Annotated in this window: 24 protein-coding genes; 11 read left to right on the top strand and 13 right to left on the bottom strand. The window is 46.7% G+C overall.

From position 1 onward, the window contains the following. Window positions 1–44: 44 nt before the first annotated feature. The 4 genes from LZD49_RS04250 to LZD49_RS04265 all read left to right on the top strand — a co-directional run bounded on the left by LZD49_RS04250 (window position 45) and on the right by LZD49_RS04265 (window position 2,185). Window positions 45–248 carry a hypothetical protein gene (locus tag LZD49_RS04250; protein ID WP_234666075.1) on the top strand — a complete coding sequence of 68 codons (204 nt, stop codon included), beginning with the start codon at window positions 45–47 and terminating at the stop codon, window positions 246–248. A gap of 203 nt (window positions 249–451) precedes the next feature. Continuing rightward, the gene (locus LZD49_RS04255; RefSeq protein WP_234666076.1) at window positions 452–1,030 is read left to right on the top strand and encodes a Crp/Fnr family transcriptional regulator; all 579 of its coding nucleotides are present in this window, start codon (window positions 452–454) and stop codon (window positions 1,028–1,030) included. An 87-nt stretch (window positions 1,031–1,117) separates the two neighbouring features. After that, window positions 1,118–1,654 carry a YceI family protein gene (locus LZD49_RS04260; RefSeq protein WP_234666077.1) on the top strand — a complete coding sequence of 179 codons (537 nt, stop codon included), beginning with the start codon at window positions 1,118–1,120 and terminating at the stop codon, window positions 1,652–1,654. A gap of 153 nt (window positions 1,655–1,807) precedes the next feature. Continuing rightward, window positions 1,808–2,185, top strand: a complete 378-nt coding sequence (locus tag LZD49_RS04265; RefSeq protein ID WP_234666078.1) for a nuclear transport factor 2 family protein — start codon at window positions 1,808–1,810, stop codon at window positions 2,183–2,185. Window positions 2,186–2,318: 133 nt separating this feature from the next. Here the strand turns inward: LZD49_RS04265 and LZD49_RS04270 are convergent, their stop codons facing one another. Further along, entirely contained in the window at window positions 2,319–2,975 is a 657-nt protein-coding gene (locus tag LZD49_RS04270) for an ABC transporter permease (RefSeq protein ID WP_234666079.1), read from the bottom strand. Window positions 2,976–3,066: 91 nt separating this feature from the next. Between LZD49_RS04270 and LZD49_RS35975 the strand changes: the two genes are divergently transcribed. Continuing rightward, complete coding sequence (locus tag LZD49_RS35975) at window positions 3,067–3,267, top strand: hypothetical protein (RefSeq protein WP_409021293.1); 201 nt, start codon at window positions 3,067–3,069, stop codon at window positions 3,265–3,267. A gap of 229 nt (window positions 3,268–3,496) precedes the next feature. Here the strand turns inward: LZD49_RS35975 and LZD49_RS04275 are convergent, their stop codons facing one another. From LZD49_RS04275 to LZD49_RS04290, 4 genes are all read right to left on the bottom strand, one after another. Further along, the gene (locus LZD49_RS04275) at window positions 3,497–5,035 is read right to left on the bottom strand and encodes a SulP family inorganic anion transporter (RefSeq protein WP_234666080.1); all 1,539 of its coding nucleotides are present in this window, start codon (window positions 5,033–5,035) and stop codon (window positions 3,497–3,499) included. Between the two features lie 450 nt (window positions 5,036–5,485). Further along, window positions 5,486–5,884 (bottom strand): DoxX family protein, encoded by a 399-nt coding sequence (locus tag LZD49_RS04280; RefSeq protein ID WP_234666081.1) that lies wholly within the window; start codon window positions 5,882–5,884, stop codon window positions 5,486–5,488. After that, complete coding sequence (locus tag LZD49_RS04285; protein ID WP_234666082.1) at window positions 5,881–6,024, bottom strand: hypothetical protein; 144 nt, start codon at window positions 6,022–6,024, stop codon at window positions 5,881–5,883. Before LZD49_RS04285 ends, LZD49_RS04280 begins: the two co-directional genes overlap by 4 nt. A gap of 147 nt (window positions 6,025–6,171) precedes the next feature. Then, on the bottom strand, window positions 6,172–7,458 hold the full coding sequence (locus LZD49_RS04290) for a spondin domain-containing protein (protein ID WP_234666083.1): 1,287 nt from the start codon (window positions 7,456–7,458) through the stop codon (window positions 6,172–6,174). A gap of 139 nt (window positions 7,459–7,597) precedes the next feature. Here LZD49_RS04290 and LZD49_RS04295 point away from each other — a divergent pair, with 139 nt between their 5' ends. Both LZD49_RS04295 and LZD49_RS04300 read left to right on the top strand, forming a co-directional pair. Next, complete coding sequence (locus LZD49_RS04295; protein WP_234666084.1) at window positions 7,598–8,302, top strand: response regulator transcription factor; 705 nt, start codon at window positions 7,598–7,600, stop codon at window positions 8,300–8,302. A gap of 1 nt (window position 8,303) precedes the next feature. Then, on the top strand, window positions 8,304–9,809 hold the full coding sequence (locus tag LZD49_RS04300; RefSeq protein ID WP_234666085.1) for a HAMP domain-containing sensor histidine kinase: 1,506 nt from the start codon (window positions 8,304–8,306) through the stop codon (window positions 9,807–9,809). 217 nt (window positions 9,810–10,026) lie between these two features. Here the strand turns inward: LZD49_RS04300 and LZD49_RS04305 are convergent, their stop codons facing one another. Beyond that, window positions 10,027–10,353: a VOC family protein gene (locus LZD49_RS04305; protein ID WP_234666086.1), complete on the bottom strand. Its 327-nt coding sequence runs from the start codon at window positions 10,351–10,353 to the stop codon at window positions 10,027–10,029. Window positions 10,354–10,472: 119 nt separating this feature from the next. On the opposite strand from LZD49_RS04305, the gene LZD49_RS04310 reads away from it, so the two are divergent. Further along, window positions 10,473–11,447, top strand: coding sequence for a GlxA family transcriptional regulator (locus LZD49_RS04310; protein ID WP_234666087.1), 975 nt, complete (start codon window positions 10,473–10,475; stop codon window positions 11,445–11,447). A gap of 87 nt (window positions 11,448–11,534) precedes the next feature. Here the strand turns inward: LZD49_RS04310 and LZD49_RS04315 are convergent, their stop codons facing one another. Together LZD49_RS04315 and LZD49_RS04320 are read right to left on the bottom strand one after the other, a co-directional pair. Next, window positions 11,535–13,109, bottom strand: coding sequence for a VCBS repeat-containing protein (locus tag LZD49_RS04315; protein WP_234666088.1), 1,575 nt, complete (start codon window positions 13,107–13,109; stop codon window positions 11,535–11,537). Between the two features lie 242 nt (window positions 13,110–13,351). Then, entirely contained in the window at window positions 13,352–13,756 is a 405-nt protein-coding gene (locus LZD49_RS04320; RefSeq protein WP_234666089.1) for a hypothetical protein, read from the bottom strand. 271 nt (window positions 13,757–14,027) lie between these two features. Here LZD49_RS04320 and LZD49_RS04325 point away from each other — a divergent pair, with 271 nt between their 5' ends. Continuing rightward, complete coding sequence (locus LZD49_RS04325) at window positions 14,028–14,330, top strand: hypothetical protein (protein ID WP_234666090.1); 303 nt, start codon at window positions 14,028–14,030, stop codon at window positions 14,328–14,330. 113 nt (window positions 14,331–14,443) lie between these two features. Here the strand turns inward: LZD49_RS04325 and LZD49_RS04330 are convergent, their stop codons facing one another. From LZD49_RS04330 to LZD49_RS04345, 4 genes are all read right to left on the bottom strand, one after another. Beyond that, window positions 14,444–15,991 (bottom strand): serine hydrolase, encoded by a 1,548-nt coding sequence (locus LZD49_RS04330; protein ID WP_234666091.1) that lies wholly within the window; start codon window positions 15,989–15,991, stop codon window positions 14,444–14,446. A 44-nt stretch (window positions 15,992–16,035) separates the two neighbouring features. Continuing rightward, window positions 16,036–17,232, bottom strand: a complete 1,197-nt coding sequence (locus LZD49_RS04335; protein ID WP_234666092.1) for a hypothetical protein — start codon at window positions 17,230–17,232, stop codon at window positions 16,036–16,038. Next, the gene (locus LZD49_RS04340; RefSeq protein ID WP_234666093.1) at window positions 17,225–17,605 is read right to left on the bottom strand and encodes a BlaI/MecI/CopY family transcriptional regulator; all 381 of its coding nucleotides are present in this window, start codon (window positions 17,603–17,605) and stop codon (window positions 17,225–17,227) included. Before LZD49_RS04340 ends, LZD49_RS04335 begins: the two co-directional genes overlap by 8 nt. A 108-nt stretch (window positions 17,606–17,713) precedes the next feature. Further along, window positions 17,714–18,661 carry a hypothetical protein gene (locus LZD49_RS04345; RefSeq protein ID WP_234666094.1) on the bottom strand — a complete coding sequence of 316 codons (948 nt, stop codon included), beginning with the start codon at window positions 18,659–18,661 and terminating at the stop codon, window positions 17,714–17,716. A gap of 315 nt (window positions 18,662–18,976) precedes the next feature. On the opposite strand from LZD49_RS04345, the gene LZD49_RS04350 reads away from it, so the two are divergent. Then, window positions 18,977–21,079 carry an HRDC domain-containing protein gene (locus LZD49_RS04350; RefSeq protein ID WP_234666095.1) on the top strand — a complete coding sequence of 701 codons (2,103 nt, stop codon included), beginning with the start codon at window positions 18,977–18,979 and terminating at the stop codon, window positions 21,077–21,079. 192 nt (window positions 21,080–21,271) lie between these two features. Further along, entirely contained in the window at window positions 21,272–22,723 is a 1,452-nt protein-coding gene (locus tag LZD49_RS04355) for a T9SS type A sorting domain-containing protein (RefSeq protein WP_234666096.1), read from the top strand. Window positions 22,724–22,852: 129 nt separating this feature from the next. On the opposite strand, the gene LZD49_RS35980 is transcribed toward LZD49_RS04355, so the two are convergent. Beyond that, complete coding sequence (locus LZD49_RS35980; protein ID WP_409021300.1) at window positions 22,853–23,074, bottom strand: alpha/beta hydrolase fold domain-containing protein; 222 nt, start codon at window positions 23,072–23,074, stop codon at window positions 22,853–22,855. Between the last annotated feature and the right edge of the window lie 2 nt (window positions 23,075–23,076).

Below are 23,076 nucleotides of genomic sequence, written 5' to 3' on the forward strand. Positions count from 1 at the left end.
GCGGCTGCTTCAAACTATCATTACTGGATCCAGATGAACATCCCATGGCTGGCCAGAATCTGTTCCGCCTCAAAATGGTCGACATCGATAAATCATACACTCAGATTACGATGTCGCCCAACCCGGTATCGGAAACGTTGACCATCGACCTGCCTTCCTGGAAGAATGTAAGCACATTGTCAATATTCGATAAAGTAAAACTGGTAATTCTCATTTCGATCCGTTCATCAGAACCCGCCGATCACTAAATTTCTGGCCCTTCATTTGCTTCTGCAGCGATCTTCGGATAAGTTATAAACCGATATTTGTGCGGCATTACCACAACAGTTGGTAACTTGCCGGTCATGTTCAGGGGATGCCCCGAGGACAATAATGTAACCAGAAATCCTCGCCGATGAGCAAATAAACTGGTAACAGCCTGGAATCTAAGTTAAATGGAATACGCCGGACAATGGATGCAAAAGAAATTCTGAAACAACATATTGCTAAAACCGCCAAACTGACTGATGAGCAGTTTGATTATGTGTTTTCGCACTTTAAACCCCAATCGTATAAGAAAGGGCAAGTGGTGATTTCCGAAGGAAGTCGTGTAGATTATGAGTATTTCGTGGTTTCAGGCTGTTTGAAAGCTTTTTTTGTCAATGACGAAATCAAAATGTATATCCTGCAGTTTGCCATGCCCACCTGGTGGTCGTCGGATTACGGCGCTTTGTACAACCAGACGCGGGCGACCATTAATATTGATTGTATCACCGACGCAGAGGTTCTTTGCCTTTCCAATGACGACCGCGAAAAAATATGCAGTGAGCTTCATCCGGTGGAGCACTTTTTCCGCTGGCGGACGAACCGGGGGTACCTGGCATCTCAAAAAAGGCTGTTATCATTTATGAACAACGATACGAAAGCCCGCTACGAAGAGCTGCTTGCGCTCTATCCCCAATTATACAACCTGGTCCCAAAACACCTGATCGCGGCCTACCTCGGCGTTTCCCGCGAGACGCTCAGCAGACTTTACAATACACATAAATAACCTCCTTCCGAAAGTGACCTACATCACGTAACGCCCTGCAGATTCCTGCGCTACTTTGTGTATCAAATTTAAACGATACATAAAGAAATGGAAACTAAAACATTTGCAGTCGAAGGTTCACAAAGCAACATCGACTGGACCGGAAAAAAAGTTACAGGCGCGCATAATGGCACCATCGACATCAAAGCGGGGGAATTAACCGTGCAAAATGGTAATCTGAGCGGAGGCAACTTCATTATTGACACCACTTCGATTAAAATTCTGGACATCACCGATCCGGCTACCAATGAACAGTTTGCTGGCCACCTGTTTTCAGCGGATTTCTTCTCAACAGAAAATTTCCCGGAAGCCTCATTTGTCATTACTACCGCAGATCACCTCGGCAGCGACAGCTACCTGATCACCGGCGATCTGACCATCAAAGGTATCACCCACGAAGTTACCTTCCCGGCCCAGGTACATGTTTCCGGCGATAAGATTACCGCTTCTGGCAAAGTCATCGTTGATCGTACGCGTTATGAAATGAAGTTCCGCTCGGGTAATTTCTTCACCAACCTGGGCGATACGCTCATCTACAATGAGTTTGAACTTGAAGTTCAATTAACGGCATTTGCCACGCTTTAAAATCGACGTTCATGCCATACGTCAATGCAGCTGGCAATGGTTGCGGGCGACTGGACGGAGGCGATGTTGCAGATCGCCACATCGAATGAAGTGTAAACACCAGATATGCGCAGGATCAGTATACCGGCGCATATCTGCTAAATTGAAAACACAATGAACAATTACACAGATCGCGCGGCAGATATTGCTGCGGTATTGTCGGACTATTTTAATGGGGTTTTTAAAGGAGACACGGAACTGCTCCGGAGCGCATTTCATCCACAGGCATTGGTGGCCGGCGATGTGAACGGACAGCCCTATTTCAAAACACTGGATCAATATCTTGACGGTGTTAAAAATAGGAAGAGCCCGTTTGAGCTGGGCGAAAGTTTTCGGATGGAAATTATATCCATAGAAATCATCAACCTGATCGCTGTTGCAAAGGTCCGCCTGCCTATGTTTGAGTTTAATTACCACGACCTGTTATCGCTGACGAAAATCGACGGAAGATGGGTGATTGTAAACAAGCTATTGACCAATGTAACCATGTAATCGATGGGTTAAACTAAAGAAAAGGATAAAATCCGTCACGACTCTCGTGTAGCTTTTTTTGTGGTCATCCGCCGCTGTCCTTTTCTCATTAGGTACATTCAATCCAGAAGCCCACTAATTTCAAAAAATACGACTAGTCTGCACGTAATCTTTCTATCGGATTTGCCGTGGCTGCACGGTAAACCTTTGAACCGATAATAATGCAACAACAGATTACAACGGTCAGAAATGTTCCTATATATGGAGCAGGCCCGGCATCAGGATGATATTTGAAGATAAACTGGAAAATAAACTTGCTGGTAAACAGGTAACCGAAAATCGAACCAACCACAAATGCAATCAACAGGATATGCACGAATCGCCGATTGACTGCCGCAATTATTTGCAGTACCGAAGCACCAAGAACTTTACGCATGCCAATTTCTTTGCTACGTTTATCTATGTTCAATGAAATTTGTGCAAACAAACCTGACGCTGAAAGGAGCAAGGTAACAATGGCTAGAAAAAAAGCAATTGATTTAAAACCTTGTGTCATGCGGAGTTCTTTTTCAATTAAATCTGATTGAAGGAAGCCCCGGTAAGGTAGGTTGGGAGCCACTTTATGCCATGCTGTTTGTAGGAATCCCGCGACTTGTGGTAATTTATCTTTACTTGTACGTACAACCATATACTTATATTCATCAGGCTTTGCCATACGCAGCACACATGGTGGCACAATATCATGCAAGCCATATTCTTTAAACCAGAACAGATGGCACTGACAGCGGGAACCAGTATGAGAAACAGCCAAAACCCATAATCCTTTGTAAGATCTGGCGAAAGATCTATTCCTGTAAATCCAATCATCGCTGGCGTTAGCAGGCTAACAAATAATAAGGCTAATGGCTGTAATCGGGCTTCTTGGGATAAAATTCCGGCCCAGGTTTGCAAGGTTCCATCATCAACAGCTGTACGCAATTGATGAAGTACGCACTTATCGCGAACAGAATTATAAAATTATTCCGGACGCAAAAGTTAATCTGGCGGCAAAGATTATTAAAGATTTGATTGGGCGCGCTCATGGAGCTGAATCTAACGCCTGAGAATTGAATATCCCGGGCTCGGGTAAATAAGAACCGTACGCAAAAGTCGTGACGGTTTTTCTCCCTATCTTTCGTTTAACCCAATGATGATATTTGACGGGATGGTAAAACATGTTTACACCTTGCAGGATGGGCTGTTACCTCGAGTGGATGTTGAGGTGGAATAAACAGCGGCATGAAGGGAAGTCAAATGATAGTCTTTCGCGGCGGATTCAAGTAGGCGTCCGCTTTATTCTTTTTCGGTTGCCACGCTGTACACAGGATCCTCGATAAGGTTTACATCGATCACTGCCTGGGCATTCTTTAAAAGCTTTCTGCAATCTTCACTCAGGTGTTTTAAGCGCAATCTCTTTCCGGCCGCCCGGTAACGCCCGGTCAGTTTGTTCACTGCTTCGATTGCCGACATATCTGCGATCCTGCTGTCCTTGAAATCGATGATGACCTCCATCGGATCACCGGCGACATCGAATTTCTCGTTAAACGCCGAAACCGAACCAAAAAATAGTGGCCCATAGATCTCATAATGCTTCACACCATTGGCATCGATATATTTTTTCGCCCGAATTCGTTTTGCGCTTTCCCATGCGAAAACCAGTGCAGAAATAATCACGCCGATCAATACCGCAAGAGCTAGATTATGTAGAAAAATTGTAATGACGGCCACCAGAACACCCACGAAAATGTCCTGTTTGGGCATTTTGTTAATGATTCGGAAGCTGGCCCATTCGAAGGTGCCTATGGCGACCATCAGCATCACGCCCGTCAAAGCCGCCATGGGAAGCCGACCGATAACGGGAGCGCCAAAAAGAATGACGCAGAGAATGGTCAGCGAGGCGATAATTCCTGAAAGCCTTGCCCGGGCGCCCGCGCTCAGGTTCACCAGCGTCTGAGCGATCATCGGGCAACCGCCCATGCCAAAAAAGAAGCCGTTCAGTACATTGGCCACGCCCTGCGCCATGCTTTCACGGTTACCATTTCCCTTGGTGCCTGTCATCTCATCCACCAGGTTTAGCGTCAGAAGACCTTCCGTCAGGCCGACAGCCGCCATCACCAGCGCATACGGCGCGACAATGCCTAGCGAATCGAAGTTAAAAGGGATTTCGGGAATGTGAAAAGGAGGAAAGCCCCCGGCGATAGACGCAATGTCGCTGACCGTTTTGGTTTCTATGCCGAAACCTAATACAATACCGAAGATGCACACAATAGCCACCAGCGACGCTGGCACCGCTTTGGAGATGCGGGGAAAAACAATGATAATCAACATCGTGATCGCAACAAGTGCGAGCATGGTGTAAAGTGGCGGTCCGGTCAGCCAGCCCGCGCCGGGTGCTGTCGATTCCTTGAACTGGTTAAGCTGGGACATAAAAATGATCACCGCAAGGCCGTTCACAAAGCCGTACATCACCGGCTGTGGTACAAGCCTGATAAATTTCGCAAGTTTGAAAAGCCCGATCAGGATCTGGATCAAGCCAGCAAGCGCCACAGCTGCAAAGACATATTCAATGCCGTGGCTTTGCATCAGTGCAATCAAAACGACGACGGTTGCGCCCGCGCCACCCGAGATCAGTCCGGGCCTGCCGCCGAAGATGGCCGTTACCAGTCCCATGATAAATGCCGCGTACAAGCCGACCAAAGGCGGGAAGCCCGCCAGGATAGCAAAGGACAACGATTCCGGCATCATGGTCATAGCCACGGTGATACCAGCCAGGATTTCATTTTTGTAGTTTACTTTCTGTTGGAAGTCAAACAGGTTAAAATATACATTCACGCCCTGGGAATTGTTTGAATAAAGGAAACAGGAGATTGCTGGCTCACTTGGTGGGAGCTTGCTATTCATGCTAAATGGTCGGAACAGATCAGGGCGGAGTGACCGGGGATGCAGCAGGTACTTTGTCCATAGGGAGCAAAAGTAAGTAATTTTTGCTGCTGTCTCGGAAATTATGGTCAGCAAACAATCACCCCCACGAACGGGCTTATGGCGTATGCGCGAATGTGATGCGTTAATTGTGCAGACAGGTAGTCTTCAAAAGATCGAGATCGATGAATTTGGCGCCGCGGCTGTAGTTGCCATAAGGAACAAGGTTCAGGATTTCTCCTGCCGCCGGTTGTCCTGCAATTGGTTACCGTGGGCCCTGGCCAATGCCGGAAGTTGTAATATAGCCCGGTCGTTTAGAAGATGCTGACTTCATTTTCGTATCCGAAGAGCGTGGTGGATTGCTCATCTTTCACGCCTGGTTATGCCCGAGAGGCTCTCGCGTTGCCAATAGGCGAGGGTAAGGCAACTGCCCAGCACCAGCAGCGCATAAACGAACAACTGTCCCGAATCGCCCTGCACGACGATACCCAGCCGTGTGAGGTGCATGAAAATCGCCCCGGTCATCACACCGATTCCGATCAATGCGCCGTACGCTGTGGTCCGCGGGAGGAGGATCAGCACGGAGGCAATCAGTTCAAATACACTCACCAGAATGCGTCCCCACGGTTCCATTCCCACTGTTGAGAATATATAAACGGATTCCGGGGAGGCGGTGAATTTGAAATACAAGGTCTGCAGCATGATCCCTGCGGCTAACACTCTGAGCACCCAGGTCCAGGTATTGCGGGCTTTCGCGGTCATTGTGCTTTGTATTTGATCGATGGCCATTGCATATCCGCTTTCCCGATCAGTTCCTCACGCTTTTTCGACCAGTTATTTTTCACTTTCATATGATAATTGAAATACGACTTGTCGCCGTATCGCCAGGCCGGATGTTTCAAGGTTAATCTGCTTTTTGCGCATTTCTGTCGTCTGTGAAAAGCTGGCGAATGCCGACAGGAGGATGCATGCGAGGATCGCGATCTTTCTTTTCATTGGATTGGTATTTCGAAATACAGCTTCGCGGACAGGCGCCGCGAAGCTGCCCGTTATTGTAATGTCACCTTAATGATGTTGCCGATTGCCGGTAGCGTCGTGAATTTATTAGGATTAGGCACAGGCGCGATGGCTTTGCTTTCGGAAAGTGGTGTTCCGGCCAGGTTGAATTGCGTAATGCCCGCGCCGGGGAATTGGTCGAGGGCCGTGCCGTTGTCATACAGAGCGATGGAACCCGAAACGTCGCCGGTCGCATTGCCATCGATATCGTTACCGCTGGTCGCGAAAAACCAGTCGTTTGAAAACCCGTACATGGTCGCGATCGCAATGCGGTCGCCAGGTGCGAGCATGAGCGGCTGCGAAACTTTACCGCCTGCATTGCCACCGAGTTTGGGCAGGAGTACCGTGCTGGCAGGCTCTTTAAGTATGTATACACTCTTAATGCCAGATTTAGTTTTCAATGCAGCGGCCAGCACATCGGCATTCCCTTTCTGGGCCAGGTCTTTCAACCCTTCTCCCCGGTCACTTTCGCCGGATTTGTAGAACGGATTTTCCGTGCCGTTGTAAACCACCACCAGCACCGGCGAGAGTGGCGTAAAAATGCCTGTCTGGACGGTAAGTAATGCGCTCAATGGTGCATTATCACCAGTCTCGGCAATGCGGGTCAACGCGTCTGTGGTGGCTTTGCCATCTGAATAGATCGGTTCGGGTAATAGCAGATTGCCGCCGGCAACGTACGAAATCGCCCATACGCCTGGACTGAATGGCGTTTCATTGGCCGTGCCGCCCGATTTGTTTTTAATAGTAACCGTGAACATGGAGTTGCCGTCATAGGCCAGCGACACGTTCATCAGCTGCGATGCGGGTAGGAACGTATGCCCGTAATCGTCGGCACCTTTCACTTCTTTGATATTCTTTGGCGTAGCTTCTGCTGTGCCGGGGTGGGAGAGGGCCATGCCCGGTGCGGAATTAACCCGCGTACCGTTGTCCCAAAGTTTAATCTGGGACGAAACATCGCCGATCAGGGGAGTGCCATCATCGCCGTACAGCTTGATGCCCGGATTTTCGGGTGCAAAAAACAGGTCATTGCTCCATCCATACATCGTAGCGAATGTAAGGCGTTGGTTTTTGGCTGCCGAAAAAGAGAACGAAACGGTCTCTCCCGGAAGGATGACGGGTGGCGTTCCGGTACCCTTGAATGTACCCGATTCCACCAATGGTTTGCTGTCGAGCACATTCTCTACTGTAATGCTTTTGGCGGTCGGTTGCGGGTCATGGTCCTTGGTGCAGGAGCTGAAAATAAGAGCTGTCATCGAAAGCCCAAGCAATGTTTTGATCATCGGTCTTTATGTTTTGCGTGTTTGGATGATGCAAAACAAGAAAGACGATGTCCCATAGCCGTTACGGAATTATAACAAAAGTATCACAGCGGCCTATCGCGCGGTTTTATTTATAAACTTTGCATAAAATCAGTAGGTAATGGATACGAAAAATGTATTGATCATAGAAGATGACAGCAATATCATCGAGCTGTTGACTATCCACTTGTCCGACCTCGGCTGCAAGGTCGTTTCGGAGAAGAACGGGCAGAATGGCCTTGTACGGGCAACGGGCTCGGCGTTCGATCTGATCATTTTAGATGTGATGTTACCCGGTCTGAATGGTATGGAAGTGTGCAGGAAGGTCAGGCAAACAGACCGGCAGACACCGATACTGATGCTTACCGCACGCTCGGAGGAGATAGACAAGGTAATGGGCCTGGAAACCGGCGCCGATGATTATTTGACAAAGCCGTTCAGTGTACGGGAATTCATCGCCCGCGTCCGTGTTATTTTTCGGCGCAATGAAGAAAAGGCACGATATAGCCAGCCACTGGCGCCCCGGATCAGCATTGCCGGCCTGGAAATCGATGTCGACAAGCGGAAGGTCTTGCTGCATGGCGATCGCATCGAGCTTTCTCCCCGCGAATTCGAGCTGATCGTCCTGCTGGCTTCCAGTCCCGGAAGAAGTTACAGCCGCAAACAATTGCTGAGCCTGGTTTGGGGATACGATTTTGAGGGGTATGAGCACACAGTCAACACGCATATCAATCGATTGAGAGGGAAAATAGAGGCCGACGTCTCGAACCCGTCATTTGTATTAACCACCTGGGGCATAGGCTACCGGTTTAACGAGGATCTTTAGAATGTCTGTTAAAACTATTCGCGGGAATCTGCTTTTCTGGAAGATAAGCGCCGTTTTTGCCGGTCTCCTGTTGGTGTTGGCCCTTGTTTTCGTCTTGATCGGCTCCCGTTTTTCGAAAACATATTATATGGCTGCGCACCAGCAGCTTTATGGTGACATTGCCGGGCACCTTGCCACTTTCACCCAGCCCATTAAAAATGGCCGGCCCGACACGACAGTCACGCACGACATCATCCATTCAACTATGGTAGCCAATCCGAGCGTAGAGGTATACCTGCTTGATACGCTTGGTAATATCACCGATTACGTGGTCCCGCAAGCCACTGTCCAAATGAATAAAGTGGATATGAGTAAGGTGAAGCAGTGGCTTGTTTCCGAATCGGGCAAGCGTCCGCTGGGCGACAACCCGAAGCGGTCCGGTGAAGAGAGTATTTTCTCGGCAGCCCCTGTTTTGGAAAACGGCAAACTGGCGGGCTATGTGTATGCTGTGCTCGCGAGCGAGAAGCAGAAAGAAATCTTGGGCGCGCTTAATGACGACCTGTATTTCCGGCTGGCGCTTTATATATTTTTCGCGGCATTGCTAGGTGCATTCGTGGTAGGCGTCGTTACTTTCTTTCTGATCACCGATAGTATTTGCAGCATTGCCGGTGTTTTCAAGAAGTTTCAGGAAGGCGACTACGGCGCGCGAATCAACGGCTACGCCAAAGGGAACCTCGGTGTTCTCACTTCGACCTTCAACGAGATGGCCGATGTGATCGTCGATAATTTCGAGAAGGTTACCGCCACCGACCGCCTCCGCCAGGAGTTGATCGCGAATGTTTCCCACGACCTTCGGACACCTCTTTCGATTATGCAGGGTTACACGGAAACGCTTATGATCAAGCGTGACTCGCTGTCCAGGATTGAGGCCGACCGGTATCTTTCCATTGTCCATGAAGGCACCAAAAAACTTGCGGGAATGGTAGACCAGCTTTTCCAATATTCCAAACTGGAAGCCAATGTAGTGGCACCACAAAAGGAATTTTTCCCGATCGGCGAGCTGGTCTCCGACATTGTGAGTGCCTATCAGTTAAAAGTGCAGGAGCGGAATATCATTTTGAAATTTGATGTCACCGGCACTTTGCCCGCCGTTTTTGCCGATATCAGCCTGACTGAAAGAGTTTTCCAAAATTTGCTCGACAATGCTATCAAATTCACGCCCGACGGCGGGCAAATTTCGATTGCGTTGGCGCAGACAGGCGACAGTGTGACGACCAGAGTGAGCGATACCGGGGTTGGAATTGCCAGGGAATATCAGGAGCAAATTTTCGAGCGCTACAAGCAGGCTGATCTGCATGCGTCACAGGGAAAGGGGATGGGCCTGGGGCTGGCAATTGTAAGAAAAATTCTTGAACTGCATCAGAGCTCCATCCGGGTTTTCAGTGAAAGAGGCACGGGAGCGATCTTTGAATTTGCGTTACCGACTTCCCGGGGAGATCAAAATGGCGGTTTGGTTGCTGTTCGGTAATTCCGCTAATGACGGGTGGCTCGCCTCTTCTTAGGAAGTTGGTGGACATCGCGCGGCAAGTAATTGCCGTACAACATGGTCTTAAAGCATTAAGGTTGATGAGCGAAATACCGGATGAAAGGATCAGCCTTGCCTTTAACGGTAAGGCTGATCCTGGTTTTAGAAAGCTTTTCGGATCATGCCGGTTCCATTGACCGTAGCGGGAATAGATCCCACGTTATTTTTGATGCAGGCAAAGCTTGTTACCGTCCGGGTCCTGCATCCAGGCAAAGCGGCCCCAGGGTGTAGGGTCAATTTCACCGGCCGTTATGCCTTTTGCCTTTAATACACCGATTTCTTTTTCAATGTCATCGGTCTCAAAAATAATCCCCTGAAATTTGGCAAGGGATATGGAAGTCAACTGACCTGGCAAGCCCATTTGCAGCCATGTTTCGCCGTTGCCCATGGGGGCTTCGGCGATTACCTGGAAGCCCAGGTTTACATAAAACTCTTTTGCTTTTTGTTGATCCGATACGGGGATCATGATAATTTCTGTTGCTTTCATTGTCGATTTTTTAAAAGTTATTGTGCTGTAAAATTAAGATTCGGATCATAGCCGGATGTACGGCGGAAACGACAATCTTACGTATTGATTGCGACACGTGCTTCGCCTATTTTTGCTATATGAAACACATTTCAATTCTCGCATTACACGACGCGACAATTAATTCTATTGATAGCAGTTACCAGATGCTGAGCCGGGTAAATGATTTCCTTCGCTACCAGGGAAAGCAAGCTTTTTATACCGTTGAAATAGTGGGCCAGGAGAAAAATGTAAAACTAAGCCGTGGGCTTTATTCCATTGCTGTTGACAAGACGATACACGAAGTGAGCCGTACAGATGTCGTGGTGATCCCCTTGTTATGTGGGGATTTCGCGAAGGCTTTGGAAACTAACCAAGGGTATTCTGATTGGCTCATCAATCAGTACAATAAAGGCGCGGAACTCGTTACGCTGTGCGTGGGATCGTTCTTCCTGGCCTCAACCGGGCTGCTCGACGGTAAAAGCTGCGCTATACATTGGGCAGCGAAAAGTGAATTTGAATCATTATTCCCGCAGGTAAATCTGATCGATGATATGATCATCACAGATGAAGCCGGCATCTACACTTCTGCCGGTGGATACTCTTACCTGAACTTGCTTTTGTATGTGATTGAAAAACACCTGGGCCGGGAAATGTCCATTCTGGCATCTAAAATGTTTGAGATTGATATTGACAGAAAGAGCCAACACCCGTTCACGATTTTCATGGGCCAAAAGAGACACGAGGATAAGGAAGTATTACATGCACAGGAATTTATAGAGCGCAATCCAACAGAAATGTTGAGCATCGAAGACATCTGCACAAAGGTCTGCCTGGGCCGCAGGACATTTGAAAGAAGGTTTAAGAAATGTACCGGCAATTCCGTCGCAGCATATATCCAAAGGGTCAAAGTAGAATTTGCAAAAAAGCAACTGGAGTCTACTGCTGAGACCATCAATGAGATCATTTATAATGTTGGCTATAACAACATCGATGCTTTTCGGAAAGTATTCAAAAAGTACACCGACCTGACACCTCTCGATTATCGCAAAAGATACAGCTCAGCGCGCTATTGATCACTGCTTGCTTTTGCCCGTCGTGCCTGCGACAGCCACAACCTTCAAACGCATAGGGCAACGCGACACAGGAATACGCGACAGTTCCTAACGCGCCGTATTTTCCAAAACAATAAGGGAGGGGCCATCGGAAAGCCATTTTTTACCGAGGCCAGTTGTATCACCCATCGGGATGAAATAGACGAATGAGCCAAGCACCAGATCGATATCCCCGTCCGCATCCATATCGCCCGCGTCCATGACTATCCACCGTCCTTTGGAAGATTGGGCGAATGAATAGTCTTCAAATTTTAACCTTCCTTTGTTTTCGAGATAGATGAAACTTTCCTCGGGATAGCGCAGATAGTCCGGGAAGAAGGAGATCGCTGCAATATCCGGGTCGCCGTCCATATCGTAGTCCCGGACAATTGCCTTGTAAGCGCCATTGAGTTGGTAGAAGTACGATTGTTTGAAATTGTTTCTACCATCATTCAAAAAGATGTAAATACCGTGATAATTTTTCAAAATAGGCGTTTTGTCGGCATTGTCCCCGCAGATATATACGATATCATCGAAACCGTCTTTGTTGAAATCGGCCAATTCAATATGCTGCGAGCCATTGAGCGGCGAGAAAGTCAGCAATCGTTTCTCTTTGAAGTGGCCGGAACCCTGGTTTTCATACAAAAAAACACCTTCGTCGGCCTGCGCCATCAATACATAGACATCCAGTAGCCCATCGTTATTGGCATCCTTGATAACCGCTGAAATGGCACCTGGTTTTTCATTTAAAACCCGTTTTTCGTAACCACCTCTCCGATTGTTTTCATACCAGGCCAACTGCCCCGTTTCATTGCCAAATTCGCAGGCAACCACATCCTCGTGCCCGTCTTTATTCAAATCCCCGTAAGCGACAAACACGGGCCGCCGCAAATTGGCAATGGCAGTCGCGCTAGCCTGGTAACCCGGTGCGGAACCGTTTGTGGTCAACCGATGCACAGCTCCATGGGCGTTATCAGTGGGAAAAACACCGTTTCCAATAGTCGTCAGATAGAGCTCATTTGATTTTTCATAAAACCCGATCGGGGTGGCGCCCAGCCGCATACTGTAATTCTCCCGAAGATCCGGGGTAAGGAATGTGAGCACGTTGCGTCTGCTTTTTCCATCACTAAATACAATTCCCCGCTTATCCGGCAGGATTTTGACCAGGGTCGTCAATGACGGCCGGTGCGAAAAAATGGATTCCCGGTATTTGAAATGCTTTAATCCAATTCGGATCGGACGTTTGCGAAGGGGCGGAGAGATGCTGTCCGGTGCATTTGCCAGGTAGTACTGCGTTATTTTTTTCCAATCCTCTTTGGCCACAACAGGCGTTTCCGGGTAAACACCGGCAGCACGAACCACTTCACCACCGGTTTTAGGATTAAACAAACTGTCCGGTCTGATGCCTCCACTGTAAATGCCCATTCGGTGACCCATCGCCGGAAGGACTTTCTGCCAACTGTTTTTTGGTAATAGTTCGGGGCTTACCAATGCATGGCACCGGCTGCAATGCGTGATTGCCAATTCCCTTCCCGAAAGATTGGAAGCCGGCACATCTTTAAACTCCGCTTTTTGATTTTGTTTTTTGGTATTACAGGAGACTAGGAGGGAAGTTAAACAGTAAAACAGGAGTATTTGTCTCATACAAAAAACGAAAATCGGGATTGGCAAATATAGATGAACTTTGGCTTTAATATGCTGATTTTCCTCCGCAGAGTCTATTTCTTCGTGTATGTGCGGCAAGGGTTGGCTCGACAATCTGTTCGTCTTCTGGGTCGCTAGTCTGGATGCGCTGGATGACTTGCTAGATGGTGAGTTCGGAGAAGTAAAAACAAAAAAACGGCCTTCCGAACCCGGAAGACCGTTGCAACGAGAGGCTATTCGCTTTAATTCTCAATGGAGAATCGGAGCTTTACAAATTGCTGCTTTCCTTTAATGTCTGCATCGTGCTGTATCTGAACTCTCTTTCCTTCCAGTTTTGATTTAAAGTAGTTGTCAACGGCAGGGATTTGGCTATGGGAAACAACCTGTTTTAATTGATTGTTTTCGTCGACCAGAAAACTGATCACGACAATGGCCTTTGTTAACTGGGCAGGGTAAGTGTTTTCTGCTTCCAGGAACCGGCGAATCTGGGTAGTCAGGTTTTGTTGTGATTTCGGCGCACTGCCTCCGTTACTTGGCTTACTTGCCGCCTTGGCGAAGGTCCCTGAAATGACGGCCATCATCGTAAGTGGGACGGCAAATTGGAAGAATGCCCGGCGCAGGGCAACATGAATTAAATTATTTTTCATAGCTAAGATTGTTTTGTCGTACTGGACCACCCAGAACATACTTCAAACCTACATGATCGCATGAAAACCTTTGGCCTTTAACTATTTACCGGCATTTAACCTGATTTTGCGGTATAAATCGCTGATTATTCGGTAACGCTCGCAAAAAATTCACCTATTCAGTGACGGGTGCTTTACTCCGCTCCGAATTCACGGTTATCAAATCGTTAACCGGCATCACTGCCGCAGTTTTCTGGGTACTTTTGGTAGACTCAACAAACTGAAACTTGACATGATGCACGAGAAAATCTTTATCGACGATAGCCTGAGGGAAGTGAAAATCATCGTGAAGGGATACCCATCGACCGATCAGAAATCGGTCTCCAAATTTTTTGACGTAATGATCCGTGAAGCTGGTCAGTCCCAGTTTCAGAGACCAATCAATTTAAACCTTCCCATCGCTTTTGATGCCGAGAAAATAGCAGGCAAGCAACTGGTTAGCCAGGTTATGGCTGCCAACGGGATTCGTGAAAAGGACGTTGAAATTGCCGTCACCGAATTCAATGAGATCGTCAACTCCTCGGTTCTGTGGTGAAAGCAAAATTTTGTTACCAAATGTGGTGTGACTCTCCCGCCAACAACGTAGCGATTGGGCGGCCAGATTAGATTGTATCACCATGTAATCTGGCCGACTGCGGGTAAGAGGAATCAATGCGGTATTGTTATTTCAATTGCTCCGAATTCGCCGTCGGTACCGTACTTTCTAACAGCATCCTGCTTGGTTAGCGCCTGAATAAAACACTTCTTTCCGGAAGTGGTTACCGACGAACCAGCGGTTGCTTTCTGCCCGTTCACGATCAGGAGGTTTACCTTGCCTAGGCCCGAGAATGAACCGTTACCTTTGAAGTTGTTATCCCCGAATTGTACGTTGATCTTGCCGGTTAACAATAGCTCCTTGTTCTCTGCCGACCAGTGTATATTATCAGCGTAAAAGACACCCGGTTTCGTGGGACGCAATTCCAGGGAAACACTGCCGATGTCCCGGCTCGCCACGGTTTTGAACAAGGCCTCGAAAAGTTCGGATGTACCGCCCGTGGATGCATTTTGAAAAGTAATCATGCCAAGCCTGGAAACCGGGTCGAAGAAAAGATATGTTGTAATGCCTGGATCGCCACCGGTATGGCCCCATATGGTGGCATTGCTTATTGTCGGGGAATCCCATTCATAAATATGCCAGGCCAGGCCTTGGCTACTATTGCCTGGTATCTGAAGGCACAGCATTTTTTCAACCGTTTTTTTCTTCAAAATCCTTTTGCCCTTGAAGTTACCGCCGTTCATCATCGCGATCAGGTAGTTGGATAATTCTCTCACACTTGTACGAACAAGCCCGTCCGGATAATTTGGGAAGCTGTACAGGCAAGCCGGTATGAATGTCCCTAGCTTGAAATCTGCCCCGGTAGGGTACAACTGACTTTCCCCCAATAAACTTTCACGGTTTTGTTCGGTTACGTAAGCGTAGGGTATTATATGCTTCTTAGTATCTATCTCTTTTAACATCCATCCGGTATGGTTCATGTCAAGGGGTTCAAAAATGAACTCTTTGCAGTATTCGTTAAAAGGCAGCTTTGTGATTTTTTCAACAATCAAGCCAAGCAGGCCGAAAGAGACATTTGAGTATCTCCGCTTTCCTGATCCGGGAGCCCATTCCCCAAAGTTGTCCCCTCCATGAAAGAACGTCCCTTCCGGCGTCAGATTTTCAAATATCCAGTCCTGGAGCGCCATCGTCGGGTCCCCGCAGGAATAACTGTGACTGTACGCTTGGCCGTCACGAATGGAAGAAGTATGGGTCAGGATCTGAAATACAGTTATTATTTTATCCGGATACTTAGGGTTTCTCACCTTAAAGTCCAGGTATTTGCTCACGTCTTCATCAAGGTCAAGCAGTCCTTTTTCCCACAGCTGCATAGCGGCGGCTGTGGTAAAAGTTTTGGAAACAGAACCGATATTCATAATACCCTCTGCGCTCATCGGTAGCTTGTTTTCGATATTTGCGTCACCATAAGCCTTTGACCAAACAATCGCCTCATCCTTCACGATACATGCAGCAAAGCCGGGGACTTTTCTATCCGACATAAAACTGCTAACCATTGAATCGATCGACGCCTCAATGGTCTGAGCCGGTGCAACTGCTGCGTTGAGTATCGGGCATAACGTCCCCAGAGAGAGCTTTAAAAGCCTCCGGAATAATTTGTTCATATCTCATGAATTGAATTTAAACTGGAACTTGATCTAAGCGCCAGCTACCTGGAAGTATTGACCTGAACAACCCCGACTGTACCGTCTGTACCGAGTTTTATTTTCGCTTGTTCTTTGGTCAGAAAGATTAGATTACATCGTTTGCCTAAGATGTGTACCGATTCGTTAACGGAAAGCCGTTTACCATCAACGATTAAAAGGGATCCCCGGTCGAAACCGGAAAACGATCCTTTGCCGGTAAAATCATTTGATCCGAACTTCACCTTCATACTTCCCCGAATCCAGATCTCTTTTTCCCCGGACCAGTGTATTTCGTCAGCATAGAAAATACCCTGGATCGAGTCTGGTAAGAAATCATTTGTATTTTTAAATGCCGTGTTCAGGAACAGGACGATCAAAAGCGGAATAAATAAGATCAGCTGCCAGGCTGGTTTTTTCTTTTGATTGAATCTGGATAACATATTCAGTCGGTTGCGGATAAAGAGATGATTGAACCCGCTGACGATGCTTTGTGTCTTGCGTTGGAAGGTGTAATTGATAATCTTATTCGAATAGTCACTAAGGGAAATTCCCGATCTTAACACGAAATCGTCGGCCAGGTATTCGTGGTTGGCTTTAATCAATTTCCTGAACAGGTACAAAAAGGGATTTAACCAGAAGAATACCAACGCTGCCTCTAAAATTACCACGTCAACAGAATGCAGTTGCCTTTTATGGGCCATTTCATGCCGGATCAACGCTTCGTCGAGCGTTTTGTTCTCATAACTCTCGCGCGTGATAAATATCGTATGGAAGAATGTAAATGGATTCACCTTTTCATTGAGCAGGGCTAGGGTAGTGTCCTGGTGAATAACTTTGTCAGCCCGGTACCCTTTTAGCAGCAGCAGTGAAATATGAATGGTAAACCGTATTAGTAAAATTGTAGAGACGATCGCATAAACAAGTAAACAAGCGAAGGGTACTTCCGGAAAATCTGTTTGTGCGGCTGCGATTACAGGTTCACTGACACGCAGATAATTGCTGACGGGCAATATCTTTAATAACGGTGCTGTATGTCCATGACCAAACTTTTGCAGCATGATCGGCGCCATATTTAGCGCGGGTACGATTAATGCATAAAAGACAGACAGCAGAAGAACCAGCCTATTCATATGATAAGCTCTCGAATTCCTGAAAAAACCTATATAAGTCAGGTAAAGGATCAGGGAACACGCCGTTGATTTAATAAGATAATCAGTCATTTGACCTGCCTTTTAATTGAGTGTCAACAATATCCCTTAGTTTCTTCAGATCGCTATCGCTTATTTCCACTTCCCTGGTAAAAAAACTCGCGAATTGCTCAATCGAATTGTTGAAGGAGTTCTTAATCAGGCTTCGCAGATGTTTGGAATAGTACTGTTCCTTGCTGATCAGAGGATAGTATTCTCTGCTGTTGCCGAAGAGCCTGTAATTAACTATTCCCTTGTCGATCAGTCTTTTCAGTAGGGTGTTAATAGTGGTGGTAGCGGGTTTAGGGTCTTTGTACTGATCCTTCAATTCCTTAAAAAACGACTTTTCCAGGCTCCAAAGATGGTTCATGAGTTCTTCTTCGCCTTTGGTCATATGGTTAGCCATTAGATGTGCTCTATTTGTTTGTATTGTGCTCTACAAATATAGAGCATTTTTTCGAAGCACAAAATTTTTTTTCATGGCAGTTCTGCTACCTCTCGGATCAGACGATGGTTAATTACTGACTAGCACTAGCTTACTGTCCCTGTTTCCCGCTTGTCTGTGCATCAATAGCTTACCATTTTTTGTTCTTTTCAAAAGATTAGACATGTTACCTTCAAACCTTCCTCCTTTGGTTGAATCGCCCCATCCGCCTTTATAATGACCAGCTACAAAAACATAATCCCCAAGTTCATATATCCTATTATAATAGTGCTTTACAATATAGGACATATCTGGTGTGTAGGTTTTGAGCATTTTCGGCCTGATATACTCCATTCCCACCCGAATCGAATCAAAAGTTGACAGAAGGATTGCATCTTTTGTAAATCCGTCAGCTCTCGCATTTCCGTCACCATTCGCTACGGCTTTTAACACAACTGCGTCAAATTCTTCAACTTCGGCAATCAATTTCTTATTCACATGATCTATTGCTGTGAAGTTAATTGCCTCAACCTGAATATCGGCATACGGCACTACCTCAGGTTCAATATAGGTATCAGCTCCAAAAGTTTCCGATATAATACTCAATTTTCCATCGTTGTCTCTTCTCCATAAAACCATATAATTTCCTTTGTATTCACCCTGTGGCTTTTTAATGGATGCGTAATGCACACTAAAAGTGCCTAATTCGAGCAAATGATCGGAATATGCTTCCACTGCGGATATTTTTTTCTTGTATACCTTAACATCTCCTGCCGCAAACCAGTCCTTAAAAAATTTATTTAGCACTTTAATTTCAAAAATGGCAGGCTTATACTCGGGAAAAAAAGTAAACTGACTGGCGTAAAAGCTGGTCAGTGCATTAACATCTTCCATCAAGTATAACTGCTCTATGCTACTGTTTATCGCTTCCAGTTCTATGCGCGAATCATCCAAATTCCTGGTGATACTTTGGCTCTTTAAGTCAATATTTAAAGCACCTGTTAGCGTGATAATGAATATTACTCGGATCATTTTCATATTCTTAATTTATATAAGTGTTTCATGGTTATTATGCTTGGGCATACTCGTAACATGGCGTTCACAGCATATGTAATGCAGTTTCATGTGCGAGGTAAAGTTGAGGTGGGTACTTGCACTTACTCAAAAGTACCAACCTGTTAATAAGGAAGAAATTAGATTGACTAATGGGAGAACAGGGGTGTACCAAATCCTCTTTTTTATTGACGAATGGTAAGTGTATCCGTTGCTGCCGGACACATGTGGCGGCTGATAAAAATCAGAATATAGTTCCAAGAACTTTGAATTCAGATTAATTTGCGGCAAAAAACCAGCATGCAACTCGATATTCATCATCAAACTATTCTTGAATACCTGACCCAGACCGACAAGCCGATCTTTCTAACCGGACGGGCGGGAACAGGTAAAACAACCTTTTTGCAGCATATCCGCCAGGACCTGGCCAAAGAAATGGTGGTGACCGCTCCGACGGCAGTGGCAGCGATTAACGCAGGTGGCGTTACGATACATTCTTTCTTTCAGGTTCCGCTGGGTCCCTTGGTGCCTGGTGTACGTGGAAAGAATCAGCCACAGCCCACAATCAGGTCTGTGAATCCGGAGAAGGAAAAAATGCTTCGGCGGATGCAGTTGCTGATCATAGACGAGATCAGTATGGTAAGGGCAGATACGCTGGATTACATAGATACGCTGCTTCGGCTTGTAAGGGCATCGGCAAGACCCTTCGGAGGCGTCCAGCTGCTGATGATCGGCGATCCATATCAGTTGCCACCGGTCACCAACAACGACTGGGATATGTTAAGCTCTTTGTATAAAAGCCCGTATTTCTTTGATAGCCTGGTTTGGGGTTCGTCGGGCTTTCTGACATTTGAGCTATCGCGCGTTTATCGCCAGACCGATCCTGTGTTTATCGACATCCTCAACAGTGTCAGGGATGGCAAGGTGACGGAAAATACCCTTTCTTCGCTGAACGCGCGGTACATTTCCCAAGCGGATTCTGACCTATCCGACTACGTTACGCTTTCTACTCATAATAGCAAGGTCAAAGAGATTAATCAGCAGCGGCTCGACGCATTACAGACTCCACAGCATCTTTTCAGCGCGACTATCTCCGCCGACTTTCCTTCTGAGGCGTTTCCGGCTGAGAAGGAGCTCATTCTTAAAGAGGGGGCTCACGTCATATTTATTAAAAATGACACCTCCGGAAAAAAACAATACTATAATGGGCGAGCAGCGCGCGTCTCGCGCATCGAGAACGGGCGGGTGCATGTCACTTTTTTCGATGATGGCTCCGACTTTATCGTGACTCCGGAAATCTGGCAGAATGTGAAATATGCTTTGTCTGAGACTGAGGGAAAGATCAGCGAATCCAGCGCGGGGACATTTTCGCAGTTGCCGTTAAGATTGTCCTGGGCTGTGACCATTCATAAAAGTCAGGGCCTGACCTTTGACAAGCTTGTGGTCGATGTCCGTACTGCGTTTGCTCCCGGGCAGGTGTATGTGGCCCTGAGCCGGTGCCGCTCACTGGATGGCCTTGTGCTACTCGCGCCCGTCAACGCGGCCAGCGTAATGGTGGCCCCGGCAGTGAAAGCCTTTATGCAAAATGCCTCGATAAACGCTTACGACAGTTCGCGCCTGGCTGCCGTACGACATGATAGCCTCAGGGAAGCGGTGCTGGATTTGTTTGACTTTACAATCCTTGCGGAATGCTGGGAGTCGGTGTTTGGGTTTATCAGGGAAAATGATGTGCTCCATGGGCTTGTCCAGCAGAGGACTGACGCTATATCGAAGTTGATCAATATTGAATTGCTAAAAGTTTCGGCCAGTTTTCGCAAGCAAGAGCTATTGACGCTCCTGAATCCGTCGGAGAGGCGGAGCTGGGAAGCCCTGGGTGAAAGGCTAACAAAAGCTACCAGCTATTTCTTTTCCAAACTCAATGAGGCTATGCGCGAAATTGGTGATTTGCTCTCCCAATGCCATCAGCGCGTCTTGGCCCCCGACTTTCATTTGTCTGCTGCGCGATTAACGCACTGCATCGGGCTGAGTGCCGCAATTTTTTTGAAATTGCCGGAGGTGACGAGCCTGGACGACCTTGTTTTAACGGCCGCAAAAGCATTACGCGATTACCAATCGGACAAAAGCGAGGCCAGTCCGGCGGCAAGCGGTAAAAAGCAACCGATAGTCGACGGAGCGCTCTTCGATAAATTACTTGAATGGCGGGCCAATCTTGCCCAGCAGCGAGACGTACAGCCGTATACGATTGTGTCGGATGTCGTCTTGACACAAGTGGTCAAAAAAATGCCAAATACACTAACTCAATTATCACAAGTCAAAAATTTCGGACAAGCAAAGGCCTCAGACTTCGGGCCTGATATTATTCGCATTATTCTTGCAAATAATGGGGCTAGTCAACTTTTCTAGAGCGTGTCAAATAATGGATGGATTACTGAAATGTAATGTCTGGGTAGTGTTCCTCATGGCATAGATATAACGTCAGTATCAAGGATAAAACTTTATTCCAGGATTTCACTCTCCATTCCATAATCCAGCATCACATTGAGTAATTAGTTGGTTACACCGACTTTTCTTTCGCATAACTATCTAATTATCATTATGAAGCATCTATCTACGCTTCTCCTGCTTCTGCTTTTGAGCAGAATGTCATTCTCACAATGTCCCCAAAATGGCACGTTTACAAGTCAGGCGGCTATCGATGATTTTGCCATCACTTATGGAAATTGTTCTGTTTTAGGTAGGGTTGGTATTAGCGGGTCTGACATCACTAATTTAAATGGTCTTTTGGGGCTTAAAACTGTCGAGATTTTGAGTATCGATATTAGTAACATGCCTATTAAGGATCTTACCGGGCTTAACAATCTGACAACTATAACAAATGGATTGGGTATCCAGTCAACAGTTGGCTCCCAAACATTTCTTGAAAGCTTCAATGGGCTGTCCAGCCTTACAAGTATTGGTGATTTACGACTTTTTAGACTTGGGCCGCAATTTAAGACCCTGTCGGGCCTCGGAAATATTCAATCCTTCTATTACTGCATTATTGATGACTGCGATGGATTGACCGATCTCAGTGGATTTGAAAGCATAGATTATATATTCAGAATTTCAGTTGGAGATTGCGATAAGCTGCAAAGTTTGAATGGGCTTCATAATGCTTATTCCATCGATGGACTTTATCTCAATCACAACCCGTCTATGACTACGATGGGCCTCACAGGTGCGCATGAAATAATCGAACTGTATGTCACTGAAACCGGCATGGTCAACTTCGACGGTCTTGAGAATTTGACGAAGCTTGCGTCGATTAACATATCTGACAACCCATCGCTAGAGAGCATTGCCGCCTTGAAGAATGTCGATTTTTTGCCTTGGGATATACGAATTTCCTCAAATCCCAATCTTGACGGGTGCACGCTACCGTTCTTGTGCAACGCGTTTGCCCAAAGGGAATATTACCTTAGTGGTAACAAAGGAAGCTGCAGTTCAAGAACTGCATTGCTCGCCGCCTGCGAACTGCTTCCAGTGACCTTAGCCCAATTTGATGTAACTAACGAGAACGGCGTCAATACCCTTCAATGGTCAACTGTGTCTGAACTCAACAGTGAGAAGTTTGAAATAGAGTACAGCAGTACGGGCAAAAGTTGGAAACAGCTCGGTACTGTTGCAAGCAGTGGGGATAGCGATTCACTTAAAACCTATTCCTTTATCCATCGCACGCCTGAGGCAGGAAACAATTATTACCGGCTTCGTATGGTCGACCGCGATAAAACTTTTGCATATAGTAAAATTGCCCATGCTTATGTTTATGGAAAAGTTGCAAAGGTTTACCCGAACCCGGTGTCAGATAGATTAGAGCTGACGCTGCCTGACTGGGATCAGGTTGATCTTTTCCAGTTAATTCGAACGGATGGCAAAATTGTGTTCGAGGCGGAACAATTACCTGAGAAAGTGATTGATGTGGCCAAATTTACTGCTGGTAATTATATCCTAAAAATAACCGATAAGGATGGATCTTCGGCAGTTCATAGAATTTCTCTGGTTAAGTAGCGGTTTATATTGGGGCTCTGCTTTGTTAAATTCTGTGTAACGTCCAGCTATCTTTGATCAACGATAGAAACTCTTTGTTTGTCCAGGTTAATTCGAGCTCAATTTCCGGCGGGAATACTATGAAACTCATTAACCCGCATGTTTTTCCTGTGTCGTGAAACGTTCGTGGTTGTTGAACGACTCCAAACCCCTGCCTTTTACAACCTTTTTTGCATATAGTTGCCCTTCGTCACGGAGCGGATCAAACTCAGCGGTAAGCACCAAGGCTGGTGGCAAACCGCGAAGATCATCTCGCTTAACAGGGCCAACATCCGGATTAAGACAAGAACAAAAACCGGTTTTATTAGTAATCC

Origin of the sequence: Dyadobacter sp. CY261 (assembly GCF_021440085.1) — a bacterium.
In the GTDB taxonomy this organism is placed as follows: domain Bacteria; phylum Bacteroidota; class Bacteroidia; order Cytophagales; family Spirosomataceae; genus Dyadobacter.

Bases quoted from the DNA above. Each gene is read 5' to 3' on its own strand.
- LZD49_RS04335 (WP_234666092.1), bottom strand. From the start codon at position 17,232: ATGACTGATTATCTTATTAAATCAACGGCGTGTTCCCTGATCCTTTAC.
- LZD49_RS04260 (WP_234666077.1), top strand. From the start codon at position 1,118: ATGGAAACTAAAACATTTGCAGTCGAAGGTTCACAAAGCAACATCGAC.
- LZD49_RS04315 (WP_234666088.1), bottom strand. From the start codon at position 13,109: ATGAGACAAATACTCCTGTTTTACTGTTTAACTTCCCTCCTAGTCTCC.
- LZD49_RS04345 (WP_234666094.1), bottom strand. From the start codon at position 18,661: ATGAAAATGATCCGAGTAATATTCATTATCACGCTAACAGGTGCTTTA.
- LZD49_RS04355 (WP_234666096.1), top strand. From the start codon at position 21,272: ATGAAGCATCTATCTACGCTTCTCCTGCTTCTGCTTTTGAGCAGAATG.
- LZD49_RS04340 (WP_234666093.1), bottom strand. From the start codon at position 17,605: ATGGCTAACCATATGACCAAAGGCGAAGAAGAACTCATGAACCATCTT.
- LZD49_RS04280 (WP_234666081.1), bottom strand. From the start codon at position 5,884: ATGACCGCGAAAGCCCGCAATACCTGGACCTGGGTGCTCAGAGTGTTA.
- LZD49_RS04295 (WP_234666084.1), top strand. From the start codon at position 7,598: ATGGATACGAAAAATGTATTGATCATAGAAGATGACAGCAATATCATC.
- LZD49_RS04325 (WP_234666090.1), top strand. From the start codon at position 14,028: ATGATGCACGAGAAAATCTTTATCGACGATAGCCTGAGGGAAGTGAAA.
- LZD49_RS04310 (WP_234666087.1), top strand. From the start codon at position 10,473: ATGAAACACATTTCAATTCTCGCATTACACGACGCGACAATTAATTCT.
- LZD49_RS04300 (WP_234666085.1), top strand. From the start codon at position 8,304: ATGTCTGTTAAAACTATTCGCGGGAATCTGCTTTTCTGGAAGATAAGC.
- LZD49_RS04255 (WP_234666076.1), top strand. From the start codon at position 452: ATGGATGCAAAAGAAATTCTGAAACAACATATTGCTAAAACCGCCAAA.
- LZD49_RS35975 (WP_409021293.1), top strand. From the start codon at position 3,067: ATGGCTGTAATCGGGCTTCTTGGGATAAAATTCCGGCCCAGGTTTGCA.
- LZD49_RS04320 (WP_234666089.1), bottom strand. From the start codon at position 13,756: ATGAAAAATAATTTAATTCATGTTGCCCTGCGCCGGGCATTCTTCCAA.
- LZD49_RS04350 (WP_234666095.1), top strand. From the start codon at position 18,977: ATGCAACTCGATATTCATCATCAAACTATTCTTGAATACCTGACCCAG.
- LZD49_RS04330 (WP_234666091.1), bottom strand. From the start codon at position 15,991: ATGAACAAATTATTCCGGAGGCTTTTAAAGCTCTCTCTGGGGACGTTA.
- LZD49_RS04265 (WP_234666078.1), top strand. From the start codon at position 1,808: ATGAACAATTACACAGATCGCGCGGCAGATATTGCTGCGGTATTGTCG.
- LZD49_RS04250 (WP_234666075.1), top strand. From the start codon at position 45: ATGGCTGGCCAGAATCTGTTCCGCCTCAAAATGGTCGACATCGATAAA.
- LZD49_RS04305 (WP_234666086.1), bottom strand. From the start codon at position 10,353: ATGAAAGCAACAGAAATTATCATGATCCCCGTATCGGATCAACAAAAA.
- LZD49_RS04290 (WP_234666083.1), bottom strand. From the start codon at position 7,458: ATGATCAAAACATTGCTTGGGCTTTCGATGACAGCTCTTATTTTCAGC.